Here is a 16,955-nt window from a genome sequence, read left to right as displayed (position 1 = left end):
CGAGGGATCGGGGGATCCGGGTGGGGGACAGCTCGCCCTTGGGGCTCGGCTTCACACTGGAAGTGCATTCGACCACGGACGTCCCCGCCGACGGCCGGCGCGCGGACGCCCTGGTCACCGTCCGGGCCCGGGAGGTCGCCGGGGGCGCCCCGCAGCGGCCCGGTGCCGAAGTCCTCATCATGGACCGCTCGTTGTCCATGTCGGGACGCAAACTGGACGAGGCGAAACGCGCGATGTGCGCCGCCATCGACACGCTCCGGGACGGCACCCTCCTGGCGGTCGTCGCGGGCGACCACCGGGCCGAGGTGATCTTCCCGGCGACGGACGGGCTGGCGCGCGTCGACGCCCGGGCCCGGGAGGACGCCAAGCTGCGGGTCGTCGGGCAGTTCCCGGGCGGCGGTACGGCGATCGGCCAGTGGCTGGACCGGGCCCGCCGCCTCTTCGCGTCGGTGCGGACGCCCGGCACGGTGCACCACGCGGTCCTCTACACGGACGGCAAGGACGAACACGAGACGCCCGAGCAGCTCGGCGACGTCCTCACGGCGTGCGCCGACCGATTCGTCTGCCACGCGCGGGGCCTGGGCGACGAGTGGCACCTCACGGAGCTCCTGCGCATCACCGAGGCGCTGCACGGCACCGCCGAGGCCGTGGTCAGCGCCTCCGACCTCGCGGCGGACTTCACCCGTCTGATGCGCGAGGCCCAGCGGATCGTGGTGCCCCGGGTGTACCTGGGCGTGCGCCTCAACAGCCGTTTCCAGCTCGCCGTCGTACGGCAGACCAGTCCCGTCACCGCCGAGCTGACGTCACGCCGGCAGCACGGGGACGAGACGCACGTCCCCCTGGGTTCCTGGTCGCCGGAGACCCGCCGCTACGAGGTCTCCCTCCGCTTCGACCCCGGCAGCCTGACCGTCGACGAGCTCCTGCGCGCCGCCCGGTTCACCCTGCACGCCGAGTTCCCCGACGGGACCCGGCACCCCTGTTCCGAGCCCGCGGCGATGACCGTGTGCCGCCGCTCGACGCCCGGCTTCGGTATCGCCCGCTCCCCCGAACTCACCCGTGTCGAGAACGAGATCGAACTCGGCATGGCCATGCGCGCGTGCGCCGAGGCCCAGTTGGGCGGGGACTGGGACCGCGCGGACCGCGAACTGCGCCTCGCGCTCGGCCTCGCGGAATCCCTCCGGGACACCGAACGGCTGCGGCAGCTGCGCGCGGTGACGGTCGACGGTCCCGATGGCCTGCCCCAGGTGCGGCGGGACGTGCCCCGGGGGCAGATGCTGAAGATCGGCGTCGACTCGACCAGGACCGCGGGCGCCCCGGCCGAGCCGCCGGAACTCCCTCTCGACGACTCCGGCCGGCCCCGCCCCTGCCCGCGGTGCGGTACGTCGCCGTCGTCGCCCGCGGCGAGGTTCTGCGAGAGGTGCGGGCACCGGTTCGGGGACCCGGCCGAGGCCGGCGGCCCGGTGGACGCACGGTGACCGGCACACGGCCGGTGACCGGCGGAGGCGCGGAGACCGGCGCGCCCACGGAGGCCGGCAGACGCACGGTGGCCGACAGACGCACCGCGCCCGGGGGACGGCTGCGGGTGCCGCGTCCGGTCGTGCCGCATCCGGTCGTGCTGCTGCGGTGGTCCCGGGCGGGCGTGCTGGGCATGGTGGCGGTGACGACGCTGCTGTACCTGGTGGTGGCGAACCGGGCCGGGGAGCAGCTCGCGGCGGCCAACCGCACGAGTACGGCCCTCGAGCACATCCGGAGCGCGCACGACCAGGCCCTGGTGGCCGGTGCCGTGCTCAGGGCCGTCTCCCGGACCGGGGCGATCGACCTGACCGGCACCAGCACCGCCTTCGCCACCGCCACCGCCCGGGTGAGCTCCCAGCTCACCTCGGCGACGGCGGGGAACGCGGCCGGTCAGCAGGGACTGAGCCACATCCAGTTCGTCCAGGGCCAGTTGGCCACCTGTGTGAGGCTGGCCGACACGGCGGTCCTCGACGGGCAGGCGGGCCTGGACAGGGCACTCGACGCGCTGGACGACGCCCCGGAGCGGGACGGCGGGCACCCGGTCCCCTTCACCGGCGGTCTCACCCGGTCGCTGACGGATCTCCAGGACCTGGAGGAGACGGCCTACCACCACCAGCTCCACTCCGGCTGGCGCAGCCCCGGCCTCCTGTGGCCCCTGTTCATGGCACCGGCGGCGGTCATGCTGCTGCTGGTGTGCGCGAGCGGCCGGCTCGTCGTCCGCCGTTTCCGGCGGTGGCCCAGCTGGGCGTTCCCCGCGGCCCTGCTGGCCGACGCGTCGGTCGGTGTCCTCATGTGCGTGACCAGACCGCCGACCGCGGCGCTCGTGCTGCCCGTGCTGGCCGCCGCCGGTGCGCTCGCCCATCTCGCCTACCGGCCCCGGCTGGCCGAGTACCGGTTCCCCCGCTCATGAGGAGGCTCACGGCGGCACTGCTGCGCGGCGCCCTGGTCCTCGGGCTGCTCCTGTCGCCGGTCGCGTGCGGGGCGCCGGGGAGGGAGCGGGTGACGATCATGATTCCGTGGTCCGACCGGGAGTTCAGGGCGTTCTACGCGGTCGTCAAGCGCTTCGAGCGTGACCATCCCGGCATCGACGTCGAGCCGCAGGTCACCCGGGCCCTGAACCAGCAGCTGGACGCCGCGGTGGCCGCGGACGCGGAACCCGACCTGGCGGTGCTGCCCAGTGTGGGGGCGATCGCCAAGTACCGGAAGGAGGGGGCGCTGCGGAAGCTGGACATCGGCACGGAGGCGTACGTGCAGCCCTTCCGCGGGCTCGGCATGAGCGGCGGGGACGTCTACGCGGTCCCCGTCAAGGCCGACGTCAAGAGCCTCGTCTGGTACGACGCCCGGTCCACCGACCCGCCGACGGGGAACGTGACCGCGCCGCGTACCGGCTTGGGCCGCTGGTGCCTGGGACTGGAGTCCGGTCCGACCTCCGGCTGGCCGGGCGCCGACTGGATAGCGGACATCCTGCTCTCCGCCCAGGGCCCCGGCCCCTACACCGCCTGGGCCACGGGGACCGGGAAGTGGAACGACGGGCCCGTCAGGGACGCGTGGACCAGGTGGGGGAAGCTCGTGGCGGGCTCCCTGAAGGACGCGCCCACGCGCCACTTCAGCGACGCTCCCGAAGGCACGGCCGGGAAGGGGTGTTCGCTGAGCCACGGCGCCCTGTCCGCGATGCCTTTCGCGTCGGCCCAGGTCACGGACGACCGGTACACGTACGTGCCGTCCTCCCGTGACGCCCTTCAGGTCTCGGCGGACTTCGTCGGACAGTTCACCCGGAACAGGAGCGCCGGCGAGTTCCTCCGGTACCTGGCGGGTACCCAGGCCCAGCAGGCCTGGGTGAACGAACCCGGGTTCGCCCTGTCCGCCGACCATGAGGTGACGGAGTACGGCAACACCGTGCAGGGCCGGATAGCCGCGATCCTCCGCTCCTCCCGGTACACCCTCTGCTTCAGCGCCGCCGACGCGATGGACCCCGATGTGTCCGCCGCCTTCTACCGGGCGGTCCTGGAGTACGCCAACGGGACGGCGCTGACCCCGCTGCTGACAGCGCTCGACAAGGTGCAGAAAGAACTCGGGTACACGGCCGAGCCGTCCCCACCGGTACCGGGCCCGCTCTGCGGCACCCCGGGCTCTCCCTGATCCGCACCGTCCGTCCGGCTCTCCTCGCTCCGCACCGTCCGTCCGATCCGTCCCAGGAGTCCTCATGGCAGACGCCGTCCGGTTCACCCTCGACGACGGCACCGTCGTCCTCGTGGCCCCGCCCGCCCGCTCCGGCACCGGGCCCGTGGGACTGGGGACGCGTCTGGAGAACGCGGGGGAAACCCTCCGCCAGGCGCTGACCCCGATCAGCGCGGCCGCGTCGGAGATGATCGACCAGTTCCGCAGCACCGCCCGGCGGCCCGACGAGGTCGAGGTCACCTTCGGCGTCACCCTGGACGCCAAGCTCGGCGCGGTCCTGGCGAGCGCCAACGGCGGCGCCCACCTGGACGTCACCCTCCGCTGGAGCGGCACGGAGCCCGCCCCGGTTCCGGCCCGCGGTGAGGACGCGGGAGCCCCGGTTCCGGACGAAGAGCACCGCCAGGGCACCGTGCCGGGTCCGTGACCGACCGGTCAGCCGATCACGCGGTCAGCCGGTCAGTCGGTCAGTCGGTCACGTGATCAGTTCGGGTTCGGTGGCCGCGCGGACCTCGGCCTCGGTGACGCCGGGTGCGCACTCGACCAGGCGCAGGCCCCGGTCCGTGACGTCCAGGACGGCGAGGTCGGTGATGATCCGCTGGACCACGCGTTCGCCGGTGAGCGGCAGCGAGCAGTCGTGGACGATCTTGAAGGCGCCGTCCCGGGCCACGTGCTCCATCAGGACGATCACCTTGCGCGCGCCGTGGACCAGGTCCATCGCGCCGCCCATCCCCTTGACCATTTTCCCGGGGATCATCCAGTTGGCGATGTCGCCCCGTGCCGACACCTGCATCGCCCCGAGGATCGCCGCGTCGATGCGGCCCGAACGGATCATCCCGAAACTCGCGGCGGAGTCGAAGAAGCCGGCGCCGGGCCGTACGGTCACGGTCTCCTTCCCGGCGTTGATCAGGTCGGGGTCCTCGTCGCCGTCGAGCGGGTACGGGCCGGTGCCGAGGATGCCGTTCTCGGACTGGAGGACCAACTCCACCGATTCGTCCACGTGGTTGGGGACCAGGGTCGGCAGTCCGATGCCCAGGTTGACGTAGTCGCCGTCCCTCAGTTCCCGTGCGGCGCGGGCGGCCATCTGGTCTCTGGTCAGTGCCATGGTCGTGTCTCACGCTCCTCGTGCCGCGTCCCGGCGGGGCCGGACGGTCAGCCGTTCGATGCCCTTGGCCGCGGCCTGCTCCGGCGTCAGCGGCAGGACGCGGTCGATGTAGATGCCGGGGAGGTGCACCGCGTCCGGGTCGAGTTCGCCGGGTTCGACGAGGTGTTCGACCTCGGCGACGGAGATCCGGCCGGCCATGGCGCAGACCGGGTTGAAGTTGCGGGCGGCCTTGCGGAACACCAGGTTGCCGTGCCGGTCGCCCTTCCAGGCGCGTACCAGGGCGAAGTCCGCGGGCAGGGCCCGCTCCAGCACGTAGGGCGTGCCGTCGAACTCGGCGGTCGGCTTGGGCGGCGAGGCGAGGGCGACCCGGCCGTCGGAGGCGTACCGCCACGGCAGGCCGCCGGAGGCGACGGCGGTGCCGGTGCCGGTCCGGGTGTAGAACGCGGGGATGCCGGTCCCGGCCGCGCGCAGCCGTTCGGCGAGGGTGCCCTGGGGGGTGAGTTCGACCTCCAGTTCACCGCCGAGGTACTGCCGGGCGAACTCCTTGTTCTCCCCCACGTAGGAGGCCACGATCCGGCGGATCCGGCCGCGGTCGAGCAGCTTGCCGAGACCTGTGCCGTCGGTGCCGCAGTTGTTGGAGAAGATCTCCAGCCGCTCCGCGCCGGCCGCGGCGACCGCGTCGATGAGCACGGCGGGGATGCCGCAGAGCCCGAAGCCGCCCGCGGCGATCGAGACCCCGTCCCGGATGCCCGCCACGGCCTCGGCCGCGGTGGCGACCACTTTGTCCACCGTTGTTTCCTTCCTGGTCAGTTGAGCTGGGCGAGCTGGGCGAGGACGGTCTCCGGCGGGGCGTCCGCGGGGATGTCGGCGAGGAGGAAGTCGCCGGACGGCAGCGCCACGCCGTCCCCGTGCCAGAACTCCGGTGGGATCCGCGGTCCGTTCAGCCCGGAGCCGACGACCTTCACGCCCTGTGCGGTGCGGCGGCCGAGCGCCCAGCGGTAGTGGTCGGTCACGTTGACGACCGGCGCGTAGACGCTGTCGTCGGGATGCGGCAACTCCCCGGCGAGCGGGTCGTACTGGCCCGCCCGGGGATCGCATTCGTCGAGCAGCAGCATCGAGACCGGCGGTGCCGCCAACCGCCGCAGCCAGTCGGCGACGTACATCGCGGCGTTCTCCGCGTGGTCGGCGGTCAGGTCGGTGAGCGGACCGGCGCCGCTCAGTTCGTGGGTGCGGGCCAGCCACAGCATCGGGGACGGGATCTGCACCACGAGCGGTGCGGCCGAGGCCCGTGCGACGACTCCGGCCAGTTCCGCGGCGGCGACGGCGGTGGGCTCGTGGGCCAGCAGGGTGCGCAGGGCGTATCCGGTCCGCGACCGGGCGGACAGGGCGGTGCACAGCGCGTCGTCGCGGGTGAGGGCGTCGTCGTAGAGGGCGCCCAGGTCCAGCAGGGTGGTGTCGGAGCGGAGCAGGCCCTGGACCTGGCCGGTGTACTGCGCGAAGGCGACCGGGTCGGTCCACGGGACGGGGCGGCCCTGCAGGACGACCGCGCGGGCGTAGTGCTGGTGGTCGACGATCAGCGCGGTCCGGCGGCCGGAGGGCGGGGCGGCGAGGAGGGCGGCGAAGTCCATGGCCATGGGTGGTTCCCGGGGTCGAGGAGAGGGTCGGACGATCGGGCGAGAGGGTGGGGAGCGGTGCTGCGGTTCACGGCTCCCCACCGGGCGCACCGTGGGTCAGGACTTGCGGCGGACCTCTTCGCCGTGCCGGTCCTCCAGCTCGCGGACCCGCTCCTCCAGTTGGGCGATCTTGACCTCGCGCCGGTCGGGGACCATGACGATCGGGAGGTTCTTCAGCGGGGCCGTCACCCGCTGCGGGCCGTCGTTGGTGAAGACCGTCGCCGTGATGTCGTCGGTGTCCGAGCCCCAGGAGCCGTAGTAGCAGAGGTTCTCGGGCGGCTCGGGGGTGACGAATTCGGCGCAGAACTCGGCGTACGGCTTGCCCCGGCGGAGCCTGGCCGCGCGGGCGGCGGCGCGCGTCGCGCGGGTGCCCGCGGCGTCCAGGCGGAAGGTCTCCGGGTCGTAGCGCACCCCGAAGACGTCCTCGGCGGTCTGCCGGCTGATCCGGCCGAGTTCGGCGTCCTTGACGACGGATTCGGGGAGCCGCTCCAGGGGGTCGCCGTAGCCGCCGCCGGCCCCCTGGCTGATCATGTAGAGCTCGCCGTCCTTGGCGATGTCGAACTGCAGGCCCATGTGGTAGGTCGAGTAGCGGCCGTCCTCGAAGGGACGCTCGTTCATGACCTTCTCGATCGACAGGTCGAACTTCTTGCTGTCCTGGCGGATGTGCTCGTAGACGTTGGTCCCCTTGACCATGGCGAGCGGGTGGGTGCCGCAGCCGTAGCCGCCGTACATGCCGTAGATGGAGGAGAACTTGGCGCCCGAGGTCACCGTCATGAAGCCCCACTGCGGGGTGCCCTCGGCGGCGACGATCATCTCGTAGCCCATGCCGCCGGTGAACTTGCCGAAGCCCATGTTGTCGCGCACCAGCCGCTTGGCCACGAGCTGCATGAAGGGGACCTCCTCCTCCATGACCTCCTGTTCGGCGGTGTCGGCCATCGCGCAGAACAGCGGGGAGACCGCGTCCTCGCCGTCCCGGAAGGGCTTGGCGCCGCCGGGCATGCCGTTGAGGTCCGCGCAGAGGTTGCCGACCATGTCGCCGTGCTGGGTGATGCCGCCCCACAGGAAGGTGTTGATCTGGTTGAACCAGTTCGCGACGACGTTGCTGTACTTCTCCGGGGTGGAGAAGGACATCCGGCTGTAGAGGGCCTGCGCGGCGGAGAAGCCGCGGAAGGACGCCTGGAGCGACTGCCCCATCGGCGCGTCGTAGGAGGCGTCGGCCCAGGTGCCCTCGTCGGAGATGATCTCGATGCAGCTCATGGCCGAGGTGCAGCGCGGCAGGTCGGGCCACCAGAAGGCCAGGATCGCCTGCATGATCATCGATTTGACCGAGCAGAGCGGGCTGTTGATGGCCCGGTTGAGGATCTCCGGGCCCGTGCCGCGCAGGTCGATGGTCATCTTCTCGCCCTTGACGGTCACCTTGCAGGCGAACTTGATGAGGATGTTCTCCTTCAGGGTCGAGTCCATGAACTGGTCGAACCGGTAGACGCCGTCGGGCAGTTCACCGATCCGCCGGCGCACCTCGACGTCGACGTCCTCGACGGTGGTGCGCAGGGCCCCGACGAAGGTGTCGACCCCGACCTCGTCGATGATCCGGTCGACCCGCTCCATGATCTTGCGTACGGCGGTGATCTTCACCTTGAGGTCGGCGAGCTGGAGTTTGGGGTCGCGCACGGAGTGCTGGAGGAAGGTGAGCAGGTCGCGGCGGAGCCGGCCACGCTCGACGATCTTGAACGGGCTCATCCGCAGCCCGTCGTCGAAGGGCGTCTCGGACCCGGAGGGCATCCCGCCCGGCTCGCAGGCGCCGTTCTCGCCCTCGTGGATGGTCGCGGCGACCCAGGCGATGATCTCGCCGTCCCGGATGACCGGCATGATCATCGACTGGTCGGTGTTGTGGATGTTCCCGAACCGCGCGTCGTTGTGGATGAAGCCGTCACCCTCGTGGATGCCGACGGTGGGCTCGTCCTTCCAGTACTTCATGATGTAGCGGATCGGGTGGTGCAGGATCGCGCTGAACGCGATGACACCGTGGCAGGACAGGTAGGAGACGTCCCCGGCGCCGGTGTAGATGGCGGTCGTGAGGTCGCCCCACTTCGCGCCGGGCGCCGCGCCCTGCGCCTCGCACATCTCGTAGCCCTCGTCGAGGGCGCCCGCGATGCGCTTGCGGATGCGCTCGACCTGGAGCCGGTCGACACCGGCCGCGATCGCCCGCTCCTCGTGGGCGGACCTGGGCGCGATGCTGTGGTCGCGCATGATGGCCGGGTCGGGGCCGAGGAAGAGGGTCGTCTCGTCCATGAACCGGTCGACCCATTCCTGCTCCTGGGGAGTCAGGGGTGCGGACGGCCTGTCGTCGATGGTGGTCATGCCGGGGGGCTCCTTCTGTGTCGCTCGCGTGGCGGGTCGGCGGCGTGTACGGGCGTGTGGGCGTGTACAGGAGGTCAGTCCTGGAGGAACCAGACCGCGCCCTGGCTCGTCGGTTCGAGCCGCCAGCCGGGCTCCACGAGGTACGTCGTGTTCTCCGTGGTGACGATCGCCGGACCGGGGACGACGTGCGCCTCGGTGAGGGCGGTGTGGTCGTAGACGGGCGTGCTGACCGTGTCGTCCCGGCCGATGAAGACGACGTCACGGCGGGAGACCTCGGCCGGGACCGTGCGCTCTCCCCCGGCGTCCAGGGACTCGAAGCTCACGACGTCCCCGTCGACGTACGAGGCGACCCGGACGGTGTTGCACCGGATACCGGCCTCCGGAGCGGCGCTCGACGCCCCGAAGCGGTGGCTGTAGACGTCACCGAAGATCCTGATCATGGCGAGGACGTCGGCCACGCCGTTCATCCGGGTGATGTCCTCCAGCGCCACCGCCTGGGTGAGCAGCTGGTTGCCGTAGCGCATGTCGAGTTCGAGCCGGTACCGCACGTCCTCGGCGGCGAAGCCCTGGCGGACCAGGTCCTCGCGTCCCTGCGCCTCCAGTTCCTCGACCACGGCGTTGAATTCGCCGTAGCGGTCGAAGAGCTGACGTGTCGTCGGGTTGTACATCGTGACGTGGACGCCGCGCTCGTGGAAGTGGAGCTGCTTCATGTTCCCGGCACCGCAGGCGGAGAACACCGAGGAGAACGGCGGCGCCAGCACCCGCCTGATCCCCGCGTGCCGGGCGATGCCGCAGGCGTGCAGCGGGCCGTTGCCGCCGTAGGCGAGCATCGTGAAGTCCTCCGGCAGATAGCCGCGGACCCGCAGCTCCTTGCCGATGCCGATCGCCATCTGCTCGTCCACCCCGTCCTTGATCGCCTTCGCGATGTCGAGGACGTCCCGGTCGAGCGGGTCGCAGAGGGTCTCCTCGATGGCGAACCGGGAGCGCTTCGGGTTCAGCTTGATGTACCCGTTGGCGTAGTTGTCCGGGTCGAGGTAGCCGAGGAGGAGGTCGGCGTCGGTCACCGTCGCGCGCAGACCGCCGCGGTCGTAGCAGGCCGGACCGGGGTTGGAGCCGGCCGACTCCGGGCCGATCTTGATCGAGTCGTGGATACGGTCGTACGTGGCGATCGAACCGCCCCCCGCGCCGAGCGTGTCGAGGTGGACCATCGGCACCGAGACGAGCCAGCGGTCGATCGTGGGGAGGAAGTCGTAGTGCTTGACGCCGCCCTCGGGCACGAGGCCGATGTCGAACGACGTGCCGCCCATGTCGGTCGAGATGACGTGCCCGAGGCCCGTCTCGGTCGAGAGGTGCTCGGCCGCCCCGACACCGGCGATCGGGCCGGAGTGGATCGTCTGGAGGGCGTCGGTCGAGTTCATCTGCGCCATGCCGCCGGAGTTGTGGATCACCAGCATCGGCTTGTCGTAGCCGGAGTCGCGCAGGTTGTTCGACAGCTGCGACAGCGCGTGGAACATGATCTCGTGCAGGAAGCCGTCGATGATCGTCGACGTCGCCCGGACGTACTCGCCCTTGCGGCCGGAGACCTGATGGCCCAGCAGCACGGGGATGGCGCCCAGTTCGTGGGCGGGGAACTCCTCCAGGATGATCTCCTGGATCGCGAGTTCGTGGACCGGGTTCTCGGTCGCGTTGACGAGGCTGACGACGATCGCCTCCGCACCGGCGTCGACGAGTTCGCGGACGACCGTGCGCACGTCCTCGTCGTCGAGGCGGGCGACGACCTTGCCCGCCCAGTCGATGCGCTCCTTGACGGAACGGATCATGTGGCGGGGCACGATCGGCTCCGGGCGCTCGGCCGCGGGCAGGTTCTGCTGCATCGAGTAGTCCAGGCCCTCGCCGTAGCCGCGGCCCCGGGAGAGCGGGATCGTGTCCTCGAAGCCGTGGGTGACGATCGCGGCGACCTTGGGGCCCTTGCGCTCGATGAGCGCGTTGGTGCCGAGGGTCGTCGCGTAGCGGACCGAGTCGACCTCCTGGAGGACGGTGCCGCGGTCGAGCCCCGCCCGCCGGCACGCCAGGTCGAGGGCCTCGTTGAAGCCGAGGGCGAGGTTGTGGTGGGTGGTCAGGGCCTTGGCCTCGACGTACTGGTCGTCCCAGACGAAGAAGCAGTCGGTGAACGTGCCGCCGATGTCGACGGAGATGCGCTTCATGGGTGTCCCTGAGGAGTCGGGGGCGGGGCGCCTCGGGCGCGGGCGTTGGGGCGCGGAGGCGGGGTGCCTCGGGCGCCGGGTCGCCGGAGGCGCGGGGCGCCTGGGGCGCGGGGCGCCAGAGTGCCGGGGGCGCCGAGGGGGCGGGTGGTGCCAAGGGGGCACGGATTGCCGGGGCGCGGGGGCGCGGGGGCGCCAAGGGGGCCAGGTCGGCCGGGGCGCGGCGAGGTCAGCGGACGTGGCCGGTGGCCCTGAGGGCCGCGGTGTACTTCTGGGCGTCCTCGCCGGGGCCGTAGGTGTGGACCTCCTCGGGGTCCGTACCGCGTGCCTCCCACTGCGCCCGCAGCGCGGCGACGTCGATGAGCATGTCGACCGTCGGGGGGTGGCCCGGCGGGATGTACTCGGTCTCGATCTGGGTGCCGCAGCCGGGGCAGTAGTACTCGAGGATCCGGCAGTACTCCGGGTCCGGGGAGAAGGTGAACTCGTAACGCTCGGGGTCGATGACCGGCTGGTGGATCTCGCGGGGGTCCCGGTCGTAGACCAGAGTGCCCTCCTTGTAGTTGCCGTGCGCGCTGCCCATGTCCTGGTCACAGACCCGGCACACCCAGCGTTCGGTGCCGAGGTCGATGACGAGGTACTCGGTCATGGGGACTCGCATGGGAGCCTCCTTCGGGGACGGAAGTTTCAGGGATTCGGGAGCCGGGGGCCGGGGGCCGGGCGCCGGGCGCCGCAGGTCAGAGCGTGTCGTTGAGCAGCAGGTCTCCGGACGAGGTGACCCGGAAGACCCAGCCGGGCAGGACGCGGGCGGTGAAGAAGGGGCCCTCGACGATCGCCGGGCCGGCGGCCGTGTCGCCGGGGCCGAGCTCGGTCAGGACGTGGACCGGCACCTCGTCGACCCGGTCGGCCGCCGAGCGCACCGAGCGGGTTCCGGAGACCGGGGCGGGCCGGGGCGCGGTCTCCTTCTCCGGGGTCACGTCGGGGTGCGGCAGCGGGGCGGTGACGGTGAGCCGGAGGGAGACCTGCCGGCCCGGGTGGTCGGCCGGGTCTCCGGGACGGTAGGGGGAGCGTGACACCGGCGTCCCGTCCTCCGCCTCGACGCTCAGCTCCCAGGCGGTCTCGCAGTCGCCGAGTGCGAAGCCCTCCTGGAACATGTCCCGTTCGGCCCGGACGAGGAGTTCGCCGTACGTCTGCCGGGTCGCCTCGGTCGTCGGCTCGGGCGCCCCGACCTCGTAGGTCTTGCCGACGTCGGAGAAGGAGATGCCGAACGCGGAGAAGACCGCCGCCGTACGGGGGACGAGGACCCGGCGCACCCCGGCGGGCCGGGCGGCGCCGGCCGCGCTCATCGGTCCGGCGCCGCCGAACGCGGCCAGGGTGGTGTCCTCGGTGACGAGGTGCGCGAACGTCGAGGACAGCGTCTCGAAGTACGCCTGCTCCATCCGGACCAGGGCCTCCTCCAGACCGATCCCGAGCGGCGTCGCGACGGTGTCGGTGACGACGGCCCGGGCGCGCTCCGCGTCCAGCCGGAAGGTGCCGTCGAGATAGGTGTCCGGGTCGAGGACGCCGAGGAGCAGGTTGACGTCGGTGATCGTCGCCTGCTTGCCGCCGAAGCCGAAGCACGCCGGGCCGGGGGCCGCTCCGACGGACTCCGGGCCGACCGTGATCCGGCCGTCCTCGACCGCGATGACGGAGGATCCGCCGACGCCCCGGGACTCGACGTCACTCATCGGGTAGGACACCGGTACGCCCTTGATCGTGCCGCGCTCGGCCGCCGCCACCCGGTCACCGACGACCACACCGACGTCGGTCGTGGTGCCCCCGATGTCGATCATCAGGGTGTGGGCGAGCCCGTACGCGCGGGCCAGCGCCGCCGTGCCCTCCAGGCCGCCGCGGGGGCCGGAGGAGTACGTCTTGAGCGCGACCGACTTGGCGACCCGTGAGGAGGCGCCGTCGTTGCGGTAGACGAGGAGCGGGTTGAGGATCCGGTAGGACTTCAGGCGCCGTTCGGCGCCGTAGAGGAAACGCTCCATCGTGGGGTGGAGGAAGGAGTTGAGGACGCACGACCAGACGCGGCGGCGGTCGTTGCGGTCGCCCGCCAGGTCCCAGCTGTAGATGACCGGGATGGAGCCGAGCAGATGCCGGGGGAACTTGCGCAGCAGGACCGTCCGCAGCCGGCGCTCCTGCTCCGGGTCGGCGCCCGCGACGACCACGCGGGCGGCGCCGAGCGTGGCCAGCCGGTTGATCTGCTGGACGACCTCGAAGTCGACCGTCTCGTCGTCGGCGTCCATGTCGATGGTGAGGAGGCGGTCGCCGACGAGGCTCTCGAAGAGTTCCTTCTCGGCGTCCGTGGCCCGCATCGCCGGGCCCAGGTCCGTCAGGGGCGTGAGGATACCGATCATCGGGCCGCGGCGCTCGACGAGCGCGTTCGTCCCCTGGGTGGTGGAGTACCGGATGTGCTGGGTCGCGTGCAGCAGCCGCTCGGTGTCGGGCGTGCCGTACAGGGCGGCCGACGCCTTCTCCACGCCGGTGAAGAGGCACTCGGAGAGGTCGTGGGGCGTGGTGAGCGTCTTGGTGAAGGTGAAGCCGGTGCCGTCCCAGACACAGATGTCGGTGAGGGTCCCGCCGTTGTCGATGTTGATGAGGGTCGCACCGCTGCCGATGCCGGCGGGTGTCGCACCGCTGCCGGTTCCGGTGGTTGTCGCACCGTCGCCGATGCCGGTGGGGGTTTCCATGCCACTCCTTGGGCTGCCTTGGCTGCAACTCGGGCTGCAACGGACCCGCGGGAGCGACGCGGCCGCCGCCGGGAGGTGAACTCCCGGTGTCCGGCCCGGCCGTCGCCCTCGACGGTGAGATCCAAGGTGCTGGCGTCCCAGGGCACTTGGGCGTCCCAACTTGGGACACGCACGCCCGTTGGGTACGGGCCGTCCGCACGGGCATCATGAGGGCTCGGCGCGTGAGGGCCGCACGTGCCGGTGGCCGCGACGAGGAGGCCGGATGCCGGACAGGAACAGCAGGCTGCTGCGCATGGCGGCGGCCCGTGCCGACTTCCTGGAGTACGGACAGCAGGGCACCGCGGGCGTTCCCGACGTCCTCGCGGCGTCCTGGATGCGCAGTCAGCGGGCCGGGGTCGACGTCTCCCGCCCGCCGACGGACTTCAGCGACGACATCGACACCGGCTCCCGGCTCGTCCGCTGCGCGGAGCCGGTCCTCGACCAGCTCGGCAACGACACCGCCGATCTGCCGCTGGTCATCGCCCTCACCGACAGCCGGGCCCGCCTGGTGCAGCGCCGGGACTCCTCCACGGCGGTCGGGCGGCTGCTCGACCGGGTCGACTTCGCCCCGGGATTCAACTACGCCGAGGGGAAGAAGGGCACCAACGGGGTCGGGACCGTCCTGGAGGCGGGGCAGGCGGTGTCCGTGGTCGGCCCCGAGCACTTCACGGAGGAGCTGCAGGCCTTCGCCTGTACCGGGGCCCCGGTCATCGACCCGCTGACCGGGCGCATCGAGGGCATCCTCGACATCTCCACGCTGGCCGACGCGTGGAACCCGCTGGTGCACACGCTCGTCAAGTCGGCGGCCAAGGACATCGGGCGTAATCTCCTGCTCGACCGCAACCAGGCCCAGCAGGCGCTCTTCGAGACCTATCTGCGGGCCGACGCCCGCTCGGCCCGGCAGGCGGTGTTCGCCTTCGCGGACTCGGTGTTCATGGCCAACGCCTCGGCCCAGGCCCTGTTCGACCCGGTCGAGCAGCTGGCCGTACGGGAGCACGCCGCCTTCCTCATGACCCGCCGTGACCGGGTCAGCGAGACCATGACCCTGCGGTCCGGCCGGTTGATCCGCATCCGCGGGACCCGGATCGTCTCCGGCTCCGACACGGCCGGCATCGTCGTCATCGCCGAGGCCGTGACCGACCGGCCGTCACATCCCCTTCAGGCCGCCCCCGGCACGGGGTTCGACGACCGTGTCCTGCCCCGGGTGGCGACGGCGGGCGCCGGGACCCGGGAGCTCGTCGGCGACCTGCGCCGGCCGCATGTGCCGATCGCCTCCGGTTCGTCGCCTGCCTGGATCCGGGCCTGTGCGGAACTGCGCGACGCCCTGGCCGCGAACGCCCCGACGATCGTCCTCGGCGAGACCGGGGCGGGCAAGTTCACCCTGGTCACCGAGCTCTTCCACGCCGACCACCCCGGTGGCCGCAGTATCGCCGTCGACGCCAGCCAGCTGCACTCCGGCCCGGAGAGCGACCTCGACGCGCTGCTGGCCGGCACCCGTGAGCAGACCCTGTGCATCGTCCGGAACATCGACCAGGCGAGCACGGAGGGGGTCGAGCGCATCGACGAGCTGTTCACGACACTGGGCTCGACGACGGCTCCGGTCACCTTCGCCGCGACGGTGTCGGACTCCAGCCTCGACTCCGACCTCCCCTTCCACGCCCTCCTCGGTCACTTCGAGGTCGCCGTGACCGTCCCGCCGCTGCGCTGCCGCACCGAGGACCTGACGCTCGTCGTCGGCCGGGTCCTGGAGGAGATCGCCCCGGGCCGGCGGGTCCGCCTCTCCCCCACCGCCCTGCGGACCGTCGCCCGCTACACCTGGCCCCGCAACGTCTCCCAACTCCGCGAGGCCCTGACCCACTCCCTCCGTGCCCGCCCGGTCGGCGAGATCCAGGACCAGGACCTCCCGAACTACTGCCAGACCCGGTCCCACAAGCTCCTCACCCGCATCGAGGCCGCCGAACGCGACGCCATCGTCGCCGCCCTCCGCGACAAGGACGGCAACCGCGTCGCCGCCGCCACCCACCTCGGCATGTCCCGCAGCAGCCTGTATCGCAAGCTGCGGTCGTACGGGATCACGGCCTGAGCGGCGGCCGGGACGGCGGCTCGGAGCAGCCACCCGACCGGACACCCGCCTCGGCCGGGAGCGTGGGTCAGTGTCCGTGGACAACTCCTGGAACGCCGCGCCTCATGGTGGAGCGGGACTGCCGGGCGCCTCTGTGGAAAAGGCGTGGCTGCCGGGCAGTCGTGATGCGAAAATCAGCCCGCACGGTGATCCACATCCGCATCCCGGAGGTCCGCGTGGACGTCGCCTCGCTGCTGCCGTTGGCCACGGCCCGGTTGTCGCTGCGTCCGTTCACTCCCGGCGACGCCGGCGACCTGTACGCCTACCAGAGCCTGCCGAGCGTGGCGCGCTACCTGTACCGGCCGGCGCACACGCGGGAGCGCAGCGAACAGGTTGCCGCCGAGCGCGCGGCGCGGACGGCCTGGCGCGCCGACGGGGACAAGCTGGCGCTCGCCGTCTGCCGACGCGACGATCCCGGCGTCCTGGGCGAGGTGAGCCTCACCCTGGCTGACGCCCGCGCCGCCCAGGCCGAGATCGGCTGGACTCTCGACCCACGTCACCAGGGGCACGGCTACGCGACCGAGGCGGCCGCGGCGCTGGCCGGGTTCGCCTTCGGCACACTGGGCGTGCACCGGCTCTACGCACGGCTGGATGTGGAGAACACCGGGTCCGTGCGGGTCTGCGAGCGCCTCGGGATGCGCCGGGAGGCACACCTGGTCGAGAACGACCTCGACGGGGATCGCTGGGGCAGCGAGTACATCTACGCGGCGCTGGCCGCGGACATCGGCCCTCGATCAGGCAGGTGAGCCCGACGCCGCCGCGCGATCTGTCGGTGCAGATCTCGCTGGCGTAGCCGGGCAGGCCACCGGTGTGTCCCCAGACGATCACGCTTGACGCGATCGCAGCAGGTAGGCGCCCTCCCGCAGGGCCGAGTAGTCCTCGGCGGAGAGGAGCACGGCATTCCCGTGCCTGGAGACGATCTCGATGGCCTCGTGATCGTCATTGACCTTCTTGATCAGCGGAAAAAACGCCCTACGGGCCTCACTCGCGGTCATGGACATGGATGACTCCTTCGGTGACCGGTGCAAGACAACG

The 16,955-nt window shown here is 71.7% G+C and carries 13 protein-coding genes and 1 pseudogene; 6 read left to right on the top strand and 8 right to left on the bottom strand.

Annotated elements, in window-relative coordinates; genetic code table 11:
- Positions 1 to 62: 62 nt before the first annotated feature.
- From ABZ862_RS05735 to ABZ862_RS05720, 4 genes are all read left to right on the top strand, one after another.
- Complete coding sequence (locus tag ABZ862_RS05735) at positions 63 to 1,475, top strand: VWA domain-containing protein (protein WP_360952751.1); 1,413 nt, start codon at positions 63 to 65, stop codon at positions 1,473 to 1,475.
- On the top strand, positions 1,472 to 2,425 hold the full coding sequence (locus ABZ862_RS05730; RefSeq protein ID WP_360952748.1) for a hypothetical protein: 954 nt from the start codon (positions 1,472 to 1,474) through the stop codon (positions 2,423 to 2,425). The genes ABZ862_RS05735 and ABZ862_RS05730 overlap by 4 nt, the downstream gene beginning before the upstream one ends.
- Entirely contained in the window at positions 2,422 to 3,654 is a 1,233-nt protein-coding gene (locus tag ABZ862_RS05725; RefSeq protein ID WP_360952745.1) for an ABC transporter substrate-binding protein, read from the top strand. Before ABZ862_RS05730 ends, ABZ862_RS05725 begins: the two co-directional genes overlap by 4 nt.
- A gap of 64 nt (positions 3,655 to 3,718) precedes the next feature.
- Positions 3,719 to 4,117 (top strand): CU044_2847 family protein, encoded by a 399-nt coding sequence (locus tag ABZ862_RS05720; RefSeq protein ID WP_360952742.1) that lies wholly within the window; start codon positions 3,719 to 3,721, stop codon positions 4,115 to 4,117.
- 48 nt (positions 4,118 to 4,165) lie between these two features.
- Here ABZ862_RS05720 and ABZ862_RS05715 read toward each other — a convergent pair whose 3' ends face one another.
- The 7 genes from ABZ862_RS05715 to ABZ862_RS05685 form a co-directional block, all read right to left on the bottom strand.
- Positions 4,166 to 4,795, bottom strand: a complete 630-nt coding sequence (locus ABZ862_RS05715) for a CoA transferase subunit B (protein ID WP_360952739.1) — start codon at positions 4,793 to 4,795, stop codon at positions 4,166 to 4,168.
- A gap of 9 nt (positions 4,796 to 4,804) precedes the next feature.
- Positions 4,805 to 5,584: a CoA transferase subunit A gene (locus ABZ862_RS05710; protein WP_360952736.1), complete on the bottom strand. Its 780-nt coding sequence runs from the start codon at positions 5,582 to 5,584 to the stop codon at positions 4,805 to 4,807.
- 17 nt (positions 5,585 to 5,601) lie between these two features.
- Positions 5,602 to 6,429, bottom strand: a complete 828-nt coding sequence (locus tag ABZ862_RS05705) for a hypothetical protein (RefSeq protein ID WP_360952733.1) — start codon at positions 6,427 to 6,429, stop codon at positions 5,602 to 5,604.
- Between the two features lie 96 nt (positions 6,430 to 6,525).
- The gene (locus ABZ862_RS05700; RefSeq protein ID WP_360952730.1) at positions 6,526 to 8,829 is read right to left on the bottom strand and encodes a hydantoinase B/oxoprolinase family protein; all 2,304 of its coding nucleotides are present in this window, start codon (positions 8,827 to 8,829) and stop codon (positions 6,526 to 6,528) included.
- 74 nt (positions 8,830 to 8,903) lie between these two features.
- Complete coding sequence (locus tag ABZ862_RS05695) at positions 8,904 to 11,033, bottom strand: hydantoinase/oxoprolinase family protein (RefSeq protein WP_360952727.1); 2,130 nt, start codon at positions 11,031 to 11,033, stop codon at positions 8,904 to 8,906.
- Between the two features lie 226 nt (positions 11,034 to 11,259).
- The gene (locus ABZ862_RS05690; RefSeq protein ID WP_360952724.1) at positions 11,260 to 11,688 is read right to left on the bottom strand and encodes an acetone carboxylase subunit gamma; all 429 of its coding nucleotides are present in this window, start codon (positions 11,686 to 11,688) and stop codon (positions 11,260 to 11,262) included.
- Positions 11,689 to 11,764: 76 nt separating this feature from the next.
- Positions 11,765 to 13,759 (bottom strand): hydantoinase/oxoprolinase family protein, encoded by a 1,995-nt coding sequence (locus ABZ862_RS05685; RefSeq protein ID WP_360952721.1) that lies wholly within the window; start codon positions 13,757 to 13,759, stop codon positions 11,765 to 11,767.
- Positions 13,760 to 14,021: 262 nt separating this feature from the next.
- Here ABZ862_RS05685 and ABZ862_RS05680 point away from each other — a divergent pair, with 262 nt between their 5' ends.
- The gene (locus tag ABZ862_RS05680) at positions 14,022 to 15,881 is read left to right on the top strand and encodes a helix-turn-helix domain-containing protein (RefSeq protein WP_360952718.1); all 1,860 of its coding nucleotides are present in this window, start codon (positions 14,022 to 14,024) and stop codon (positions 15,879 to 15,881) included.
- A 164-nt stretch (positions 15,882 to 16,045) separates the two neighbouring features.
- On the top strand, positions 16,046 to 16,666 hold the full coding sequence (locus ABZ862_RS05675; RefSeq protein WP_360952715.1) for a GNAT family N-acetyltransferase: 621 nt from the start codon (positions 16,046 to 16,048) through the stop codon (positions 16,664 to 16,666).
- A 90-nt stretch (positions 16,667 to 16,756) separates the two neighbouring features.
- Here ABZ862_RS05675 and ABZ862_RS05670 read toward each other — a convergent pair.
- Positions 16,757 to 16,921, bottom strand: a pseudogene (locus ABZ862_RS05670) (type II toxin-antitoxin system prevent-host-death family antitoxin); the annotation flags it as partial.
- Between the last annotated feature and the right edge of the window lie 34 nt (positions 16,922 to 16,955).

The sequence above is a fragment of the Streptomyces sp. NPDC047000 genome, assembly GCF_040644295.1.
Lineage (GTDB): Bacteria > Actinomycetota > Actinomycetes > Streptomycetales > Streptomycetaceae > Streptomyces.
The sequence above is the reverse complement of the archived record's forward strand: the minus strand, read 5'-3'. Positions and strand labels throughout refer to the sequence as shown.

What these genes read in the sequence shown, in the direction of transcription:
- ABZ862_RS05725 (WP_360952745.1), top strand. Translation starts at nt 2,422, where the DNA reads ATGAGGAGGCTCACGGCGGCACTGCTGCGCGGCGCCCTGGTCCTCGGG.
- ABZ862_RS05720 (WP_360952742.1), top strand. Translation starts at nt 3,719, where the DNA reads ATGGCAGACGCCGTCCGGTTCACCCTCGACGACGGCACCGTCGTCCTC.
- ABZ862_RS05715 (WP_360952739.1), bottom strand. Translation starts at nt 4,795, where the DNA reads ATGGCACTGACCAGAGACCAGATGGCCGCCCGCGCCGCACGGGAACTG.
- ABZ862_RS05705 (WP_360952733.1), bottom strand. Translation starts at nt 6,429, where the DNA reads ATGGCCATGGACTTCGCCGCCCTCCTCGCCGCCCCGCCCTCCGGCCGC.
- ABZ862_RS05700 (WP_360952730.1), bottom strand. Translation starts at nt 8,829, where the DNA reads ATGACCACCATCGACGACAGGCCGTCCGCACCCCTGACTCCCCAGGAG.
- ABZ862_RS05695 (WP_360952727.1), bottom strand. Translation starts at nt 11,033, where the DNA reads ATGAAGCGCATCTCCGTCGACATCGGCGGCACGTTCACCGACTGCTTC.
- ABZ862_RS05690 (WP_360952724.1), bottom strand. Translation starts at nt 11,688, where the DNA reads ATGCGAGTCCCCATGACCGAGTACCTCGTCATCGACCTCGGCACCGAA.
- ABZ862_RS05685 (WP_360952721.1), bottom strand. Translation starts at nt 13,759, where the DNA reads ATGGAAACCCCCACCGGCATCGGCGACGGTGCGACAACCACCGGAACC.
- ABZ862_RS05680 (WP_360952718.1), top strand. Translation starts at nt 14,022, where the DNA reads ATGCCGGACAGGAACAGCAGGCTGCTGCGCATGGCGGCGGCCCGTGCC.
- ABZ862_RS05675 (WP_360952715.1), top strand. Translation starts at nt 16,046, where the DNA reads ATGCGAAAATCAGCCCGCACGGTGATCCACATCCGCATCCCGGAGGTC.